The organism is Herbaspirillum lusitanum (genome assembly GCF_026127345.1).
Classification (GTDB): domain Bacteria; phylum Pseudomonadota; class Gammaproteobacteria; order Burkholderiales; family Burkholderiaceae_D; genus Herbaspirillum; species Herbaspirillum lusitanum.
Genome location: NZ_QXFG01000004.1, coordinates 166,003 through 182,156, shown reverse-complemented (window position 1 = coordinate 182,156; position 16,154 = coordinate 166,003). Strand labels below are relative to the sequence as shown.

Here is a 16,154-nt window from a genome sequence, read left to right as displayed (position 1 = left end):
CCGTTTTTCTACTGGTATCAGTTTGCGTGGGTTCCGCTCACTGCGCTGATCATCTGGATCGTCTACAAAGACGGCCTTAAAAAGGGAGTCGAATGATGAATTCCTCTTCCATCAACTGGACGGCACTCGGCGTCTTCATCTTCTTCTTCGCACTGGTCACCGTGATGGGCTTCTGGGCCTCGCGCTGGCAAAGCGGCGGCAAGGCCAACAAGGGCGCCCACCTCGATGAATGGGGCCTGGGCGGCCGCAACTTCGGCACCTGGATCACCTGGTTCCTGGTCGGCGGCGACTTCTACACCGCCTATACCGTGATCGCGGTGCCGGCGCTGGTGTATGCGGTCGGCGCCTACGGCTTCTTCGCGCTGCCGTACACCATCCTGGTCTACCCTATCGTGTTCCTGATCATGCCCAAGCTGTGGCACGCCGCGCACAAGGCCGGTCACGTCACCGCTGCCGATGTCGTCTTCGGCCGCTACAAGTCGCGCAAGCTGGAGCTCGCCATCGCCCTGACCGGCGTCGTCGCGACCATGCCCTACATCGCGCTGCAACTGATCGGCATGGAAGTCGTCATCAAGGCGCTCGGCGTCACCGGTGAACTTCCCCTGCTGGCGGCCTTCGTGATCCTGGCGCTGTACACCTATTCGGCCGGCCTGCGCGCACCGGCGCTGATCGCCTTCGTCAAGGACCTGATGATCTACATCGTGGTGCTGGTGGCGGTAGTGCTGGTGCCGATGAAACTGGGCGGCTACGGCGTGGTGTTCGCTTCGGCGCGCGATGCGTTTGCAGCCAAGGGCGGCGCGACCGGCCTGACGTTGAAGCCGGCGCAATTCCTGCCGTTTGCTTCGCTGGCGCTGGGTTCGGCGATGGCGGCCTTCATGTATCCGCATACCCTGACCGGCATTTTCGCAGCCAAGAGCGCCGACACGATCCGCAAGAATGCCGTGTTTCTGCCTGCGTACACCGTGCTGCTGGGCCTGATTGCGCTGCTGGGCTACATGGCCTACGCTGCGGGCGTCAAGGTCGAAGCCAACAACGACGTCGTGCCTGCGCTGTTCAATGCCATGTTCCCGAGCTGGTTCAGCGGCTTCGCGTTTGCGGCGATCGCCATCGGTGCGCTGGTGCCGGCGGCGGTGATGTCGATCGGCGCCGCCAACCTGTTCACGCGCAACTTCTGGAAGCCGTACGTGAACCCGAACGTGTCGCCGCAAGGCGAAGCCAAGGTCGCCAAGATCGTCTCGCTGGTGGTCAAGTTCGGCGCGCTGGTGTTCATCCTGTTCCTGCCGACCAAGTTCGCGCTTGATCTGCAGTTGCTGGGCGGCGTGTGGATTCTGCAGACCTTCCCGGCGCTGGTGTTCGGCCTGTTCATCGGCTGGTTCGGCGCCAACGCGCTGCTGACCGGCTGGGCCGTCGGCATCGTCGGCGGCAGCTGGCTGGCGTATGCGGACGGCATCAAGCCGGTGCATACCTTCCACATCGGTGCCGACTCCTACACGCTCTACACCGGTCTGATCGCGCTCGCGCTCAACATCGTGGTGGCAGTCGTGGTGCAACTGGTGTTCGGCAAGGGCGGCGCCAAAGCGCCGGCGCTCAAACGTTGATCCGCAAGGATTGGTGATGCTGCCAGGCGCCCCTCCCTGCGAGGGGCGCTTTTTTTTTGCGCGTTCAGTTGTTCCTGATCCCCGGCGGCAAAGGAAAGTCGCGCGCCAGGATGTCTTTGATGAATTGCTGAACCGCCTTGATACGCGGCATGAAACAGCGCTCGCGATGCACCGTCATCCAGATGGTGCGTTTGACGTCAATCTGGTCCACCAGCAGCGCCCGCAAGCCGAATCGCTCGGCGTTGGAAAATGCCGGCAGCATGACAATGCCGCCGCCCTCGGCGGCCGAAAACAATTGGGCAATCATGCTCGATGAATGAAACACCACCTGCGGATTCTTGATGGCCTCCTCCAGCCAGCGCACCGTGTTTAGTTGAATCAGGTCGTCGACATACGAGACGAACTGATGATCCCTGAGTTCGCCGACCGAGCCCGGCACGCCGTGGCGAGCGAGATAGCTTTCCGAGGCATACAGATGGAGCGGAAATGCCCCCACCGGCTCCACCTCCAACCCCTTGCCTTCAGAGGGAAAGAAGCTCAGGAAAACATCCGCTTCGCGCTGGCTCACATGGACCAGTTGCGTGGAGGTGACGAGCTCAATCTGGATCAGCGGATAGCGCTCCTTGAAACTCACGAATTGCCGCGACAGATACAGTGAGGCGATGCCTTCCATGGTCGCAATGCGCACCGGCCCGGAGGGGATGCGCGAGGTGCCGGACAAGGATTCGCCGATCGCCAGCGCGCCCGACTCCATGGCTTCGACATGCTCCAGCAACTCGCGCCCCTTCACCGTGATGTGGAAACCCTGATGGTCGCGTTCAAATACCGGTGCGTTGAGGACCGCCTCCAGCTGGGCGATACGCCGGCTGATGGTGGAGTGGTCCACACGAAGTTTGGCGGCGGCGCCGGATAGCGTCCCGGCGCGCGCCACCTCGAGGAAGATACGCAAGTCATTCCAATTGGGGATTTTTGTGCTCATCTGCAATTTCGCAATGGGTTATCCAGCGACACGCTGAACAACCAGTATATCGCAGCAAAAATCCCCGACATCAAGCGCCATATCAAGCACGATAAATGTGCATTCGCAGCAATTTACGCACCGAAATAGTAAAAAATACCCATTGCAAATTTGCAATGATGATTGCGCAATCGCCAGTTTTCTTCCTCAAACCGGACTGCTAACCTTCGTTCGCCAAGTGAGTCCCTCCGGTGCCGCTGCCGGTGCTGCTGCTACTGCTACTGCTACTGCAACTGCAACTGCAACTGCAACAGCCCGACGATGTACGGGTATGCGCCGGTTTGGCTTTTTCCGTTTGCTCAACCTTTCAGGGGGCTACATGCAGAACGACAACCTGTCCGACACATGGTCAACCATGTATCGCAATCCGCAATTCCATGCGGTTTCCCGCCAACGCAGAAGGGTGGTCCTGACGCTCTTCATCGTTGGCACGCTGTTCTACTTTTCCATTCCGGCCATCACGACTTTTTATCCGTCGATCTTCCACGCCCGGCTGTTCGGCGTGGTCAACATCGGCCTGGCTTACGGCCTGCTGCAATATCCCATCGGCGGCCTGATCGCCTATGTCTACGCCGTCAACATGCGCAAGCTGGACCTGGAAGTGGCGCGGATGGCAGCCCTACCTTTACCTCAACCCCGAAAGGAATCGGCATGACTTCCTTGCTGAACACCAAACGCGCACTGACATTGGTGCCGGCCATGACGCTGTTCCTGGCCTCCGGCGCCGCCTGCGCCCAGACCAAGGTCCTGGTCGGCGACGATTTCCAGGGAATGACCATGGCGATCTTTGCGATTTTCTTCGGTGCGACCCTGTTCATCACTTACCTGGCCGCGAAACGCAACCGCACCGCGACCGATTACTACACGGCCGGCGGCGGCATCGGCCCCATCCGCAACGGCCTCGCCATTGCCGGCGACTATCTTTCCGCCGCCGCCTTCCTCGGTGTTTCAGGATTGATCGCCCTGTACGGCTACGATGGCATCGCCTACCTCATCGGTTTCTTCGTGGCCTTCATCCCGGTGCTCCTGCTGGTGGCCGAACCCTGTCGCAATCTCGGCCGCTACACGCTCGGCGATGTGCTGGCCTACCGCAACAGCTTTCGCAGCACCAAGGTGGCGGCCGCGGTGTCCAGCATCATCGTGGCGGTGTTTTACATGGTGCCGCAGATCGTCGGCGGCGCCGTCATCCTGCGCGCCCTGATCGGCATTCCCTATGAAATTTCGGTATTGGCGGTCGGCATCCTCATGCTGACCTATGTCGTGTTCGGCGGCATGCGCGCAACCACCTCGGTGCAAGTCATCAAGGCCATCCTGCTGATCTCTTCGTGCTTCGTACTGGTGATCCTGTCGTGGGCGCCATTCGGGTTCAACGTATCCGAGTTCTTTGTATCCCTGACCCGCAACCCGCTGCTGCAATCGTACGTCAGCGAGACCTTGCTCAAGGGCTCTCAGGCACTAGGCATGCAGGAAGCCGGACAACGCTTCCTCGAGTCGGGCCTGTACCTGAAGAATCCGCTGGAACAATTGTCGCTGGGGCTGGCACTGGTGCTCGGCACTGCCGCCATGCCGCACATCCTGATGCGCTTCTTCACCGTCCCTGACGCCAAGACGGCGCGCAGCTCGGTACTGTGGGCGATGCTGGCCATCGGCGTATGCCATCTGCTGATCGTGTTCATCGGCTTCGCCGCCGCTCACTATGTCGGCGCCAAGGCCATCGTCGTGCTCGACAAAGGCGGCAACCTTGCCGCACCGATGCTGGCCCAGTTCCTGGGCGGCGGCGCCGACAGCCTGGCGGGCAATTTCATGCTGGCGTTCGTGGCGGCCGTGGCCTTTGCCACCATCGTGGCGGTGGTGGCGGGACTGACCCTGGCGGCAGCTTCTGCACTGGCGCATGACGTCTACGTCGGCGCCATTCGCAACGGCCGCGCAACCGAGCAGGAACAAGTACGTGCCGCCCGCGTGGCGACGCTGATGATGGCGGTGATTTGCGTCGTCTGCGGGATCCTCGCCAAGGGACAGAACGTCGCCCACCTGGTCGGGTTGGGCTATGCGGTGGCGGCGTCCGCCAACTTGCCGGCGCTGCTGATGACCCTGTACTGGAAACGCTGCAGCACCGCCGGCGTGCTGGCGGGCGTGATCGGCGGCACTACGCTGTCCATTGTGCTGGTGCTGGTGTCGCCCAACATGACCTACCCGCTGCAGCAAAAAGCAGCCGCCCTCGCCACCATCACTGCGTTGGACGCACGCATTGCCGAGGCCGAAACAAGTTCGGCAGGCGTGACGGCGGAAGCGCGCGACAAACTGCACAAGGACAGAGCAAGCGCGGCCGCACAAGCCGCAGGTATCGCCGACGACGCCACCAGCCTGATGGGATTGAAGGCGCCGCTGATCTCCTTGCGCAACCCCGGCATCATTTCCATTCCGGTCGGATTTTTGCTGGTCATCATTTTCTCGCTGCTGATCGCCGACAAACGCGCGATAGCTCGCTGGGAAGAACTCGCGGTGCGTCGCGAAACCGGCATCGGCGTGGAACAGGCCGTCGCCCACTGAATCATTTTTCTTTGCTCAACAAAAGGATCCCATCATGAATCTCCCCACGGTCAAAGTCGCGGCGATGCACGTCGCGCCGGTATATATGGACAGTGCCGCCACGCTGCAAAAGGCCTTGTCCCTGATCGGCGAAGCAGCCGCCAACGGCGCCGAGCTGATCGTCTTCCCTGAATCCTTCATCCCCGGCTTTCCGGTCTGGGCCGCGCTGTGGGCGCCCATCTACAACCACGAATGGTTCAAGAAGATGGTCGCCAACAGCTTGCTCATCGACGGCCCCGAGATGACCGAACTGCGCGCCACCGCCGCGCGTCACAAGGTTTTTGTCTCGATGGGATTCAGTGAGGCGACACCCGTCAGCGTAGGCTGCATCTGGAACTCCAATGTCTTGATCGGCGATGACGGCAGCCTGCTCAACCATCACCGCAAGCTGGTGCCGACGTTCTATGAAAAGATGGTCTGGGCGCCCGGCGACGGCGCCGGGCTGAAAGTCGCCGCGACGCGCATCGGCAAGATCGGCGGCCTCATTTGCGGTGAAAACACCAATCCGCTCGCGCGCTATTCTCTCATCGCCCAGGGTGAACAGATTCACATCTCCAGCTGGCCGCCGATCTGGCCGACCAAGAAACCGGCCAGCGGCGAGAACTTCGACAACGTGGCGGCGAACCGCATCCGCGCCAGCGCCCATTCTTTTGAGGCCAAGGCTTACGGCATCCTGTGCGGAAGCTGCCTGGACCGGAGCGCCTTCGACATGCTGACGGCGGAAGACAAATCCGTGGCGGATCTGCTGGAACGCACGCCGAAAGCCGCCACTCAGTTCGTCACGCCTACCGGCACGCAGATCGGCGATTCACTGCAAGCCGACGAAGGGATCGCCTATGCCAGCTTCGATCTGTCTGCATGCATCGAACCCAAGCAATTTCACGACGTGGTCGGCTACTACAATCGCTTCGACGTATTCGATCTGGCCGTCAATCGTAAACGCATCCAACCGATTACCTGGGAAGGCGCGGAAGCCCCTCTGGCCGACGAGCCCGGCGCAACAGCGGTTTCCGCACCGCTGGCCAGCGATTAGCGGGTAAGTTTGCGATCTGAAAAAACGCAAAAATGCCGCTCGGGTGAGCGGCTTCGGAAGACATTCCTGCTGGAGAGAAATCTAGTCGAAACTCAACTGCACCTTCATCATCTTCGAGCGATCGCCGGCGATCTCGAAGGCCTCGACCGACTTCTCGAACGGATACGTCGCTGAAATCAACGGCTTCACATCGACCAGCTTCCTGTTCATCAATTCCACCGCCAGCGCGAACTCTTCGTGGAAGCGGAAGGCGCCGCGCCACTCAAGTTCCTTGCCGACCAGCAGGTTGGCTGGGAAATTGATGTCGCCGCCCAGGCCGACCTGCACGATCACCGCACCGGGACGTAAAGTATCGAGCGCACCGCGCAAGGCTTGCTCGTTGCCGCTGGCTTCGAACAGCACGTCGAAGGTGCCCTTGTCCTGCGTGAACGCCTTGAGCTCGTCCGCATCCTGCGCGACGTTGATGGCCTGGTCGGCGCCGACTTTCAAGGCGCTTTCCAGGGGCATTTTTGCGACGTCGGTGACGACGATCTGCAAGGCGCCGGCGCGGCGCGCGGCGATCACGGTCAATGCGCCGATCGGGCCGCAGCCGGTCACCAGCACGCGCTTGCCGAACAGCGGGCCGGCGCGGCGCACCGCGTGCAGCGCCACCGACAAGGGTTCTGCCATCGCCGCTTCGCCGTCGCTGACGTGATCGGCGACAACGTGCGCCTGCGCACGCTCGATGATGATTTCCTGGCGGAAGGCGCCCTGCACGTGCGGCATGCGCATCGCACTGCCGTAGAAGCGCATGTCGAGACAGTGGTTCTGCTTGCCTTCCTGGCAGAACTTGCACAGGCCGCAAGGATTGCTCGGGCTGATGGAAATACGGGTGCCGGCCTTGATGTCGCCGATGGCCGAACCGATCTCGGCGATCACGCCGGAGACTTCATGGCCGAGCACCATCGGCTCCTTGATGCGCACGGTGCCGAAGCCGCCGTTGTGATAGTAGTGCAGGTCGGAGCCGCAGATGCCGCCGGCTTTGACCTTCACCTTGAGTTGATGCGGCTGCAGTTCTGCGGTCTGCAATTCCTGCACGCGCAGGTCGTGCGGCGCGTGGATGACGATGCCTTGTTGCATGATGTTTTCTCCGCTGTCTTGTTATTTATAAGGTTGCCGTGACGCCGCCGTCGACGTACAGGATGTGGCCGTTGACGAATTTCGATGCGTCGCTGGACAGGAACACCGCCGCGCCGACCAGGTCCTCGACATCGCCCCAGCGGCGCGACGGCGTACGGCCGATCAGCCACTCGGAGAATTTTTCATCGGCGACCAGCGCCATGTTCATCTCGGTCTTGAAGTAGCCCGGGCCGAGGCCGTTGACTTGCAAACCGTATTTTCCCCAGTCGATCGCCATGCCTTTGGTGAACATCTTTACCGCGCCCTTGGTCGCCGTGTACGGCGCGATGTTGGGACGACCGAGCTCGCTCTGCACCGAACAGACGTTGATGATCTTGCCGCGGCCGCGTTTGATCATGCCTTGCGCGACGGCCTTGGCGGTGAAGAAGACGCTGTTGAGGTTGGTGCTGATCAGGTCGTTCCAGTCGGATTCCTTGAAGTCTTCCAGCGGCGCCCGGCGCTGGATGCCGGCGTTGTTGAACAGGATGTCGATGGGGCCGATGTCGGCTTCGATCTTCGCCACGGCGGTTTCCACCGAGGCCGACGAGGTCGCGTCGAAAGACGATTCATGAATCGTGTAGCCCTCTTCGCGCAGCGTTGCCGCCACGACGGCGAGCTTGGCGGCGTCGCGGCCGTTGAGCACGATGGATGCCCCGGCAGCCGCCAGGCCGCGCGCCAGCGCCAGGCCGATGCCGCCGCTGGAACCGGTAATCAGCGCGAGCCGGCCGCTCAGCGAAAAACTCTGCAGGCCTGCGGGTAGTGTTGCGGTCATTCTGTCTCCTTGCTTGTTATGTGTGGTCGGATGAATCGATGCATGCAGGCTATTTGATGTCGAGCCGCTGGAATGCCGACAGCGCCCGGTATTCGTCGGCCAGCTTGTGCGGAATCGCCATGAAGATCGGTCGCAGGCGATCGTAGATGGCGACGTTTTGCGGAATCGGCAGATGACGGTTGGTCGAACCGACCATGTCGGAAATGACGTCGAGCGACTTGATCTTGCCGAGCGCCAGCAAGCCCAGAACGGCAGCGCCCAGGCAGGATGATTCGACACTTTGCGGCACCACCACTTCGCGGTTGAAGATGTCGGCCATCATCTGTCGCCACAAGGCCGAACGCGCAAAGCCGCCGGTGGCCATCATGCGTTTGGTCGGGCCGATCAGGTCTTCGACCGCCGGCAGGATGGAGTAGAGATTGAAGATCACGCCTTCGAGCGCGGCGCGGATCATGTGTTCCTTGCGGTGATGCAGCGCCAGGCCGAAGAAGGAGCCGCGCAGATCGGCATTCCACAGCGGCGCACGTTCGCCCGACAGATACGGATGGAACAACAGGCCTTCGGCGCCCGGCGCGATATGCTCGGCGATGCGGGTCAAGGCGTCGTAAGGATCGACGCCGTCCTTGCGCGCCTGTTCCGCTTCGGCGGTGGCGAGCTCGTCGCGCACCCAGCGGAAGACATTTCCACCGTTATTGACCGGCCCGCCGACCACCCAATGCCGCTCCGTCAGCGCATAGCAGAACGTACGCCCGGAAGCATCGGTCACTGGCCGCTCGACCACCGTGCGCATGGCGCCGGAAGTACCAATGGTGACCGCCACCTGGCCCGGATGAATGGCATTGACGCCGAGGTTGGACAGCACGCCGTCGTTGGCGCCGATGACGAACGGCGTATCGGCGCGCAGGCCGAGCTGTTCGGCAATCGCTGTGTCGAGTCCCTGCAATTGGTGCGTGGTCGGCACCGGCTTGGGCAACTGGCGCGCATCGACTTGCAGCAAGGCCAGTGCGCCTTCGTCCCAGCCCAGTTGTTCGAGGTTGAACATGCCGGTGGCGGAGGCGATCGAGTAATCCACCAGCCATTCTCCGAACAGGCGGAACAAGACATATTCCTTGATGCCGACGAAGCGCGCAGCCTGCTTGAAGATGTCGGCTTTTTCGTGGCGCATCCACATCAGCTTGCACAGCGGCGACATCGGATGGATGGGCGTACCGGTGCGGCGGTAGATGGCCTGGCCGTCGAACTCGTTCTTGATGCGTTCGGCCCAGACGCTGGCGCGGATGTCGCCCCAGGTGATGCTGTTGCTGAGCAGGCAGTTGTCGCCGTCGAGCGCGATCAGGCTGTGCATGGCGGCGCTGAAGGAGACCAGCTCGATGTCGCCGGGCGCAGCCTTGGCGGCCGCGACGGCGCCGGCGATCGAGCCCAGCACGGCGTCGAACATCTGCAGCGGATCCTGTTCGGACATGCCCGGCTCGGTGCACAGCACCGGATATTCGACGGCATGCTGGGCCACCACCTGGCCGTCCAGCGTGAACACCACGGTCTTGGTGCTGGTGGTGCCGATATCGACGCCGAGCATGAAGTGCGACATGAGTATTTCCTTTACTGCGGGTCAGAACGTTACGCCGTTCAGACCACCAGATTGAGCAACATGATGAATACGAGGGCCACCACCGAGATGATGGTTTCCATCGCCGTCCAGGTCTTGAATGTTTCGCCGACGCTCATGTTGAAGTATTCCTTGACCAGCCAGAAGCCGGCGTCATTGACGTGCGACAGGATCAGCGATCCGGCCCCGGTCGCCAGCACCAGCAGCTCGCGATTGGTGCCCGGGATCAGCGTCACCAGCGGCGCCACGATGCCGGCGCCGGTGATCGTCGCCACCGTCGCCGAACCGGTCGCCACGCGGATCACGCCCGCCACGAACCAGGCCAGCAACAACGGCGAAATCTGCGCATGCACTGCCAGTTGGCCGATCGCGGTGCCGACGCCGCTGTTGACCAGCATCTGCTTGAAGCCGCCGCCGGCGCCGATGATCAGCACGATGGCGGCAGTCGGCGCCAGACTCTGATCAACGAACTTCAACACTTGCTGGCGCGTGAAACCGCGCGCCACGCCAAAAGTGTACAGCGACAGCAGCAGCGCCGCCAGCAAGGCCACGATCGGGTTGCCGATGAAGTCCATCAGGTCGCGCATGGCGTTGCCTTCCGGCAGGGTGACGTCGACGAAGGTTTTCAGCAGCATCAGGAACACCGGCGACAGCACCGTCACCAGCGTGATCGCAAAGCCGGGCAAGTCCTTGGTTTGCGGTTCGCGCGCCAGTTGCTCCATCAGCTCGTCCGATGGCTTGATGTCGACATACTTGGCGATGAAGGCGCCGAACATCGGACCGGCGATGATCACCGTCGGCAAGCCGACCACCAGGCCGTAGAAAATGGTCTTGCCGATATCGGCGCCGAAGATGCCGATCGCCAGCAACGGACCCGGATGCGGCGGCACCAGGCCGTGCATGACGGACAGGCTGGCCAGCATCGGCATGCCGATCTTGAACAGCGGCACGCCCGAGCGGCGCGAGACGATGAACACCAGCGGGATCAGCAGCACGAAGCCGATTTCAAAGAACAGCGGGATGCCGACCAGGAAGGCGCCGATCATCATGGCCCAGTGCACGCGCTGCTTGCCGAAGGCGCGCACCAGCGTTTGCGCGATCTGGTCGGCGCCGCCCGATTCGGCCATCATCTTGCCGAGCATGGTGCCCAGCCCCAGGACGATGCCGACGAAACCGAGCACGCCGCCGAAGCCGTCCTGGAACGATTTGACGATCTTGACCAGGGGCATGCCGGAGATCAGGCCGAGGAAGCCCGAGGTGATGATCAGTGCGATGAAGGGGTGGATGCGCAGGCGGGTGATCATGACGATCAGCACCACAATCGCCAGGAAGGCGTTCAACAACAGGCTTGCTTCGTTACTCAATCCGAACATGTGGATGTCTCCAGGGTCGATAGCGCACACAGCATGCGGCGGAAGGAAACCGCATCGCCGCGCCGTCAACACCATGCCTGCCATCCGTTGCGGAGTCTTTACATTGTCTCGACGAGGCGTCCCGGTGCATGCAGAACATTGCAAACAAGATTGCATATGCGGCTGCTTCGGGACTGCCGTGCCCACTATCTGCGTAGTGTTTATGAAAGGGAATTTTTGTTTTACGCCAAAATGTTAGCGTTAACATCGGCAGCGATGATAACGCTACCAAATTTTGCGTGTCAAATCATTTGTATGAATATCTCGGGCATGGAAAACCCCGGGGAGGCCGATGCGGCGGCGCAGCATGGTTTTGTATGCGTGATTATCCGGGCGCTGAGGGTATGATGTCGGCAATCGAAATTTCCGTCCCGCCATGAGCAAAACCGTCGCCGCCGAAAAAACCGCCAAGCCAGTCAGATCCGCCGCCAAAACGGCCAAGGGAAGCCGCGCCACCGGCCGCGTCACCATCGTCGACGTGGCCGCTGAAGCACGTGTCAGTCCGATGACGGTATCGCGCGCGCTGAAGTCGCCGGAGCTGGTCCAGCAGGAGGCGCGCGACCGCATTGCGGCGGCCATCGGCAAGCTCGGCTACGTGCCCAACCAGGCCGCCAGCACCCTGGCGTCGGCGCGCTCGCAGGTGATCGGCGTGCTGGTGCCGTCGCTGACCAACGCGGTGTTCATCGAGACCCTGAGCGGCATCCGCGACTACCTGTCGCAAGCCGGCTATCAGTTCCTGATCGGTGAAACCGGTTACTCGAAGGAAAAGGAAAGCCGGCTGATTTCCACCTACCTGGCGCACGCGCCCGACGGCTTCCTGCTGTCGAGCTCGGACCAGCACGACATCCTGCGGCGACAGCTGGCGGCTGCGAATATCCCGGCCGTGCGCATGTTCGATCTGGGCAAGAGCAACAGCGACATGTCGGTCGGCTTCTCGCAGACCAAGGCCGGCTACGCGGCGGCGCGCCACCTGATCGAGCGAGGTTATCGCCGCCCCGCTTTCCTGGCGGCGCAGCTCGATCCGCGCATGATGAAACGGCGCGAAGGCTTCCGCAAGGGACTCAGCGAAGCCGGTCTCGATCCGGACGTGGAAGTGCTGCTGCCGGCGCCGACCACGGTCGACATGGGCGCGCAATTGCTGGCGCGCGTGCTGGAAATCGCGCCCGACTGCGACGCCGTGTTCTGCTGCAACGACGACCTCGCGCTGGGCGCCCTGTTCGAATGCCAGCGGCGCGGCATCAAGGTGCCGCAGCAGATGGCGATCGCCGGCTTCAATGATCTGTCGTGGGCCGCCTGCGCCACGCCGTCGATCACCACCATTGTCACGCCGCGTTACGACATCGGCTACAAGGCGGCGGAGATGTTGATTCGTCAACTCAAGGGCGAACCCGTGGAGAAGGCGCGGCTCGATCTGGGCTTTGAGCTGGCGGTGCGCGAGAGCACCTGAATCCCTGGCGGTACAGCGTATTTCACCAATACGCCGGACTACCCTGCGATTGATGAAGCGCCCTCGACGCCCCGCTCGCAAGCCGGAAATGGGGGAGCAGATTTCTGGATTTTTCTATGGACATCGAACTTCCAGGGACTACAATCGTCTGATGCGAAAGCATGCGTTTCACCATAATTACAGACAACCTCAGGAGAACCCCCATGCGGAAAATCAACGGCTTGTTCAAGCCGGCTTCCATGGCATTGCTGCCGCTCTGCACTTCCCTCGCCTTCCTGCCTGCCCATGCACAGACTGCCGCACCTGCAGCTACACCCGCAGCTGCGCCGGTGGTCAAGTACGACCTGACCTACGACATCATCAGCCCGGTGCAAGCCAGGAACGGCATGGTCGCGTCAGAACAGGAACTGGCGACGCAAGTCGGCCTCGACATCCTGAAACGCGGCGGCAACGCGGTTGACGCCGGCGTCGCGGTCGGCTTCGCACTGGCGGTGGTGCTGCCGAATGCAGGCAACATCGGCGGCGGCGGTTTCATGATGATCCACGATGCCAAGACCGGCAAGAACGTCGCGCTGGACTTCCGCGAGATGGCGCCGGCCAAGGCCAGCCGCGACATGTACCTGGACGACAAGGGCAACGTCGCACCGGGCCGCTCGCTGTACACCCACCTCGCGGTCGGCGTTCCCGGCACGGTCGCGGGCCTGACGCATGCGCTGCAAAAATACGGCACGATGAAGCTGTCCGACGTCATCGCGCCCGCCGTCAAGCTGGCGGAAAAAGGTTATGAAGTCAGCCCCAGCCTGGCACTGATCCTGGCTGCGGAACGCGACCACCTGGGCCAATGGGATTCGAGCAAGGCGATCTTCTTCAAGGACGGCCGTCCGTTGCAGGCCGGCGAAAAGCTGGTGCAGAAGGACCTCGCCAAATCGCTCAAGCTGATCGGCAAGAAAGGCCCTTCGGTATTTTACGAAGGCGAGATCGGCAAGAAGATCGTCGCCGAAATGGACAAGCACAACGGCCTGATCACCGCCGCCGACCTGAAGAACTACAAGGTCGTCGAACGTGAACCGGTGGTCGGCAATTACCGCGGCTACCAGGTCATGTCGATGCCGCCGCCAAGCTCTGGCGGCATCCACATCATCCAGATGATGAACATCCTGGAGCGCTATCCGCTGAAGCAATACGGCGCCGACAGCGCGCAGACGATTCATCTGATGGCTGAAGCGATGAAGCTGGCGTATGCCGACCGCGCCGAATATCTGGGCGATCCGGATTTCAACAAGGTGCCGGTCAAGGGCCTGACCTCGCGCGCGTATGCCGACGAGCTGGCGAAGAAGATCAATCCTGATCGCGCCACGCCGTCTGCGGAAATCAAGCCGGGCAAGCCGCAGCCTTACGAAAGCGACCAGACCACGCACTTCTCGGTCGCCGACAACAAGGGCAACCTGATCGCCACGACCTACACGCTGAACCTGAACTTCGGCAGCGGCATCGTCGCCGGCGGCACCGGCATCACGCTCAACAACGAGATGGACGACTTCTCGGCCAAGCCGGGCGTGCCGAACGCCTTCGGCCTGGTGGGCGGCGAGGCCAATGCCGTCGGTCCGGCCAAGCGTCCGTTGAGCTCGATGTCGCCAACCTTCGTGCTCAAGGACGGCAAGCCCTTCCTGGTGACCGGCAGCCCTGGTGGGAGCCGCATCATCACGACCACGATGCAGACCATCCTGAACGTGATCGAGCACGACATGAACGTGGCCGAAGCAACCGTCACGCCGCGCGTCCATCATCAATGGGCGCCGGACCAGTTGCGCATCGAAAAAGGCATCAGCGCCGATACGATCAAGATCCTGCAGGACAAGGGTCAGAAGATCAGCGTGCAGCCTTCGATGGGACGCACGCAGACCATCCAGATCAAGGATGGCATGTTCTACGGGTATTCGGATCCGCGTAATCCGGACGGACGTACGCTGGGGTTCTGATGCGCGTCTAGCAGCGCTTCATCGTTTCAGACGAAAGGCCAATGCAAAATGCATTGGCCTTTTTCATTGCGCGGTCCGGAACGGTGAATAGCTAAACCTGCGATGTCAGCCGAGACGCTGCATCTTGTCGCGCGCGCCGTTGACATGCGTCACCAATGCGTCGATGCAAGCGAGGAAATCATTGGAGAATCTTGGTTCATGCCGGATGCGATCAAGAAAATCGTCGGCGAGTCCCAACGCGCGAACCCAGGTGCCGGCATCCACGCAAGCGCGCAGATTGGCCGGCGCCAGCGTATCCGGCAAACCGCCCCCGGAACGCGGCGCAAAAGCCATCGGCAACATGTCGTAAGCTGGCGCCAGGCCGTAAGGACGGCCGTGCTCGCTGGTAAAGGACAGATTGCCGTTATGCATGTCGGTGTTGCCGACCAGCGTCCCGAACGCATACAGCAGCGCGGCGCCGTCGGCAGCCTCGCGTGTGATGTGTCCGTCGGCTGCCAGTCGCGTGGCGATCACCGGCCATGGAGAGCTTGCATCACCGACGAACTCGGCCTCGACTGCCGTCAGCGAAAACATGCCGCGTCGACCCAGTGCGCCAACGCGATCGAACCGCTCGACTTCAAGGAAGCGCTGCCCTCCATGGTCGATGACGGACGAGCCTGCGGCGTCGACTCCCGCTGCGGCAAGTGTATTGAGGGCGTGATGCTCGGCCAGCAGCAGATCGCGCCAACGGGCGGTCACGGGATTGACGTCGGGCAGTGAAAACTTGACCAGAACATGCCGCGGACCGTCCGGCGTTTCAGCGAAGGTAAGGAATTTTGGCTGTTCGCCCCCGGCGGAGGATCCGGGAATATCTCCTCTGGCGGCGTCTTGCGCCATCCGCGCGTAGGCCGCGCCTTTGGCATGCATCGCAACCGGTTCGGGCGCCGGCGTTTCCATGAAGCGATCACGCGCTGCATCGCCAAGCAACAGATTGCCCACGGCATCATGGCCATGCGCCATCAGCGCTCGCAATACGTCCGTGTCGCTCCATTCGGCAAGTTGAACAGGCAGGCCCAATGTGTTGGCATACCTGGCGGCATAAGCACGTCCGATGAATCCTTGCGGACGCATGTCCAGCAACCACCAGGGCAGGCTATCGCTGTGCAGCATGACGCCATCCGCCTGACGCATCACGAATCCATCCTGGCAAACCGGGATGAGTATTCCCAAATCCCTTATTTTGCCGTCGGCACCAACGCGATATATGGGAACATCGCCCAATCCGCGTCGGCCGTCTCGCAAGGCATATTGAATAGATCTTGCGGCACCAAGGCGTATGATTTCATTGCCCATTGCCGAGATGGAACGAGACAGAGTCGGCTGGCTAATCTCAATATTTTCAATGAGTTGCCGAGCATTTTTAACACCTTGAGCCAGCTGGAGCCGGACTTGATCAGTGTGATCCGCCATGAACTTGAATAGATACTTGAATAGATATATGAATAATTAAATATAGCATGAAATTATCAACATCCACGACTCTTCCTCTACTCCAGCTTCCGT

At 61.5% G+C, this 16,154-nt stretch carries 13 protein-coding genes; 7 read left to right on the top strand and 6 right to left on the bottom strand.

Annotated features, from left to right (window positions below):
* Both DXT88_RS04090 and mctP read left to right on the top strand, forming a co-directional pair.
* Positions 1-96, top strand: a 96-nt coding sequence (locus tag DXT88_RS04090; protein WP_265211733.1) for a DUF3311 domain-containing protein, incomplete at its 5' end; no start/stop codon positions are given.
* The gene (mctP, locus tag DXT88_RS04085; RefSeq protein WP_265211728.1) at positions 96-1,598 is read left to right on the top strand and encodes a monocarboxylate uptake permease MctP; all 1,503 of its coding nucleotides are present in this window, start codon (positions 96-98) and stop codon (positions 1,596-1,598) included. The genes DXT88_RS04090 and mctP, both read left to right, overlap by 1 nt.
* Positions 1,599-1,662: 64 nt before the next feature.
* Here the strand turns inward: mctP and DXT88_RS04080 are convergent, their stop codons facing one another.
* Complete coding sequence (locus DXT88_RS04080) at positions 1,663-2,577, bottom strand: LysR family transcriptional regulator (protein ID WP_265211727.1); 915 nt, start codon at positions 2,575-2,577, stop codon at positions 1,663-1,665.
* Positions 2,578-2,935: 358 nt separating this feature from the next.
* On the opposite strand from DXT88_RS04080, the gene DXT88_RS04075 reads away from it, so the two are divergent.
* Genes DXT88_RS04075 through DXT88_RS04065 form a run of 3 tightly spaced genes read left to right on the top strand, consistent with a single transcriptional unit; the run spans position 2,936 to position 6,238 of the window.
* Positions 2,936-3,271, top strand: a complete 336-nt coding sequence (locus DXT88_RS04075) for a DUF485 domain-containing protein (protein ID WP_265211726.1) — start codon at positions 2,936-2,938, stop codon at positions 3,269-3,271.
* A complete protein-coding gene (locus DXT88_RS04070) occupies positions 3,268-5,166 on the top strand; it encodes a solute symporter family protein (protein WP_265211725.1) in 1,899 nt (632 codons plus the stop codon). The genes DXT88_RS04075 and DXT88_RS04070 overlap by 4 nt, the downstream gene beginning before the upstream one ends.
* 34 nt (positions 5,167-5,200) lie before the next feature.
* A complete protein-coding gene (locus DXT88_RS04065; protein ID WP_265211724.1) occupies positions 5,201-6,238 on the top strand; it encodes a carbon-nitrogen hydrolase family protein in 1,038 nt (345 codons plus the stop codon).
* A gap of 81 nt (positions 6,239-6,319) precedes the next feature.
* Here the strand turns inward: DXT88_RS04065 and DXT88_RS04060 are convergent, their stop codons facing one another.
* From DXT88_RS04060 to DXT88_RS04045, 4 genes are read right to left on the bottom strand one after another with little or no spacing between them, the layout of a single operon-like run.
* Positions 6,320-7,357, bottom strand: a complete 1,038-nt coding sequence (locus tag DXT88_RS04060) for an L-idonate 5-dehydrogenase (protein ID WP_265211723.1) — start codon at positions 7,355-7,357, stop codon at positions 6,320-6,322.
* 25 nt (positions 7,358-7,382) lie between these two features.
* Complete coding sequence (locus DXT88_RS04055) at positions 7,383-8,168, bottom strand: SDR family NAD(P)-dependent oxidoreductase (protein WP_016836686.1); 786 nt, start codon at positions 8,166-8,168, stop codon at positions 7,383-7,385.
* Between the two features lie 49 nt (positions 8,169-8,217).
* Entirely contained in the window at positions 8,218-9,756 is a 1,539-nt protein-coding gene (gene gntK, locus DXT88_RS04050) for a gluconokinase (protein WP_265211722.1), read from the bottom strand.
* A gap of 38 nt (positions 9,757-9,794) precedes the next feature.
* Positions 9,795-11,147 carry a GntP family permease gene (locus DXT88_RS04045; RefSeq protein WP_265211721.1) on the bottom strand — a complete coding sequence of 451 codons (1,353 nt, stop codon included), beginning with the start codon at positions 11,145-11,147 and terminating at the stop codon, positions 9,795-9,797.
* A 415-nt stretch (positions 11,148-11,562) separates the two neighbouring features.
* Between DXT88_RS04045 and gntR the strand changes: the two genes are divergently transcribed.
* Both gntR and ggt read left to right on the top strand, forming a co-directional pair.
* On the top strand, positions 11,563-12,633 hold the full coding sequence (gene gntR, locus DXT88_RS04040; protein WP_265211720.1) for an HTH-type transcriptional regulator GntR: 1,071 nt from the start codon (positions 11,563-11,565) through the stop codon (positions 12,631-12,633).
* Positions 12,634-12,836: 203 nt separating this feature from the next.
* The gene (gene ggt / locus DXT88_RS04035) at positions 12,837-14,612 is read left to right on the top strand and encodes a gamma-glutamyltransferase (protein ID WP_265211719.1); all 1,776 of its coding nucleotides are present in this window, start codon (positions 12,837-12,839) and stop codon (positions 14,610-14,612) included.
* A gap of 105 nt (positions 14,613-14,717) precedes the next feature.
* Here the strand turns inward: ggt and yjjJ are convergent, their stop codons facing one another.
* Positions 14,718-16,061 (bottom strand): type II toxin-antitoxin system HipA family toxin YjjJ, encoded by a 1,344-nt coding sequence (yjjJ, locus tag DXT88_RS04030; protein WP_265211718.1) that lies wholly within the window; start codon positions 16,059-16,061, stop codon positions 14,718-14,720.
* Positions 16,062-16,154 lie beyond the last annotated feature (93 nt).

What these genes read in the sequence shown, in the direction of transcription:
- mctP (WP_265211728.1), top strand. Translation starts at nt 96, where the DNA reads ATGAATTCCTCTTCCATCAACTGGACGGCACTCGGCGTCTTCATCTTC.
- DXT88_RS04080 (WP_265211727.1), bottom strand. Translation starts at nt 2,577, where the DNA reads ATGAGCACAAAAATCCCCAATTGGAATGACTTGCGTATCTTCCTCGAG.
- DXT88_RS04075 (WP_265211726.1), top strand. Translation starts at nt 2,936, where the DNA reads ATGCAGAACGACAACCTGTCCGACACATGGTCAACCATGTATCGCAAT.
- DXT88_RS04070 (WP_265211725.1), top strand. Translation starts at nt 3,268, where the DNA reads ATGACTTCCTTGCTGAACACCAAACGCGCACTGACATTGGTGCCGGCC.
- DXT88_RS04065 (WP_265211724.1), top strand. Translation starts at nt 5,201, where the DNA reads ATGAATCTCCCCACGGTCAAAGTCGCGGCGATGCACGTCGCGCCGGTA.
- DXT88_RS04060 (WP_265211723.1), bottom strand. Translation starts at nt 7,357, where the DNA reads ATGCAACAAGGCATCGTCATCCACGCGCCGCACGACCTGCGCGTGCAG.
- DXT88_RS04055 (WP_016836686.1), bottom strand. Translation starts at nt 8,168, where the DNA reads ATGACCGCAACACTACCCGCAGGCCTGCAGAGTTTTTCGCTGAGCGGC.
- gntK (WP_265211722.1), bottom strand. Translation starts at nt 9,756, where the DNA reads ATGTCGCACTTCATGCTCGGCGTCGATATCGGCACCACCAGCACCAAG.
- DXT88_RS04045 (WP_265211721.1), bottom strand. Translation starts at nt 11,147, where the DNA reads ATGTTCGGATTGAGTAACGAAGCAAGCCTGTTGTTGAACGCCTTCCTG.
- gntR (WP_265211720.1), top strand. Translation starts at nt 11,563, where the DNA reads ATGAGCAAAACCGTCGCCGCCGAAAAAACCGCCAAGCCAGTCAGATCC.
- ggt (WP_265211719.1), top strand. Translation starts at nt 12,837, where the DNA reads ATGCGGAAAATCAACGGCTTGTTCAAGCCGGCTTCCATGGCATTGCTG.
- yjjJ (WP_265211718.1), bottom strand. Translation starts at nt 16,061, where the DNA reads ATGGCGGATCACACTGATCAAGTCCGGCTCCAGCTGGCTCAAGGTGTT.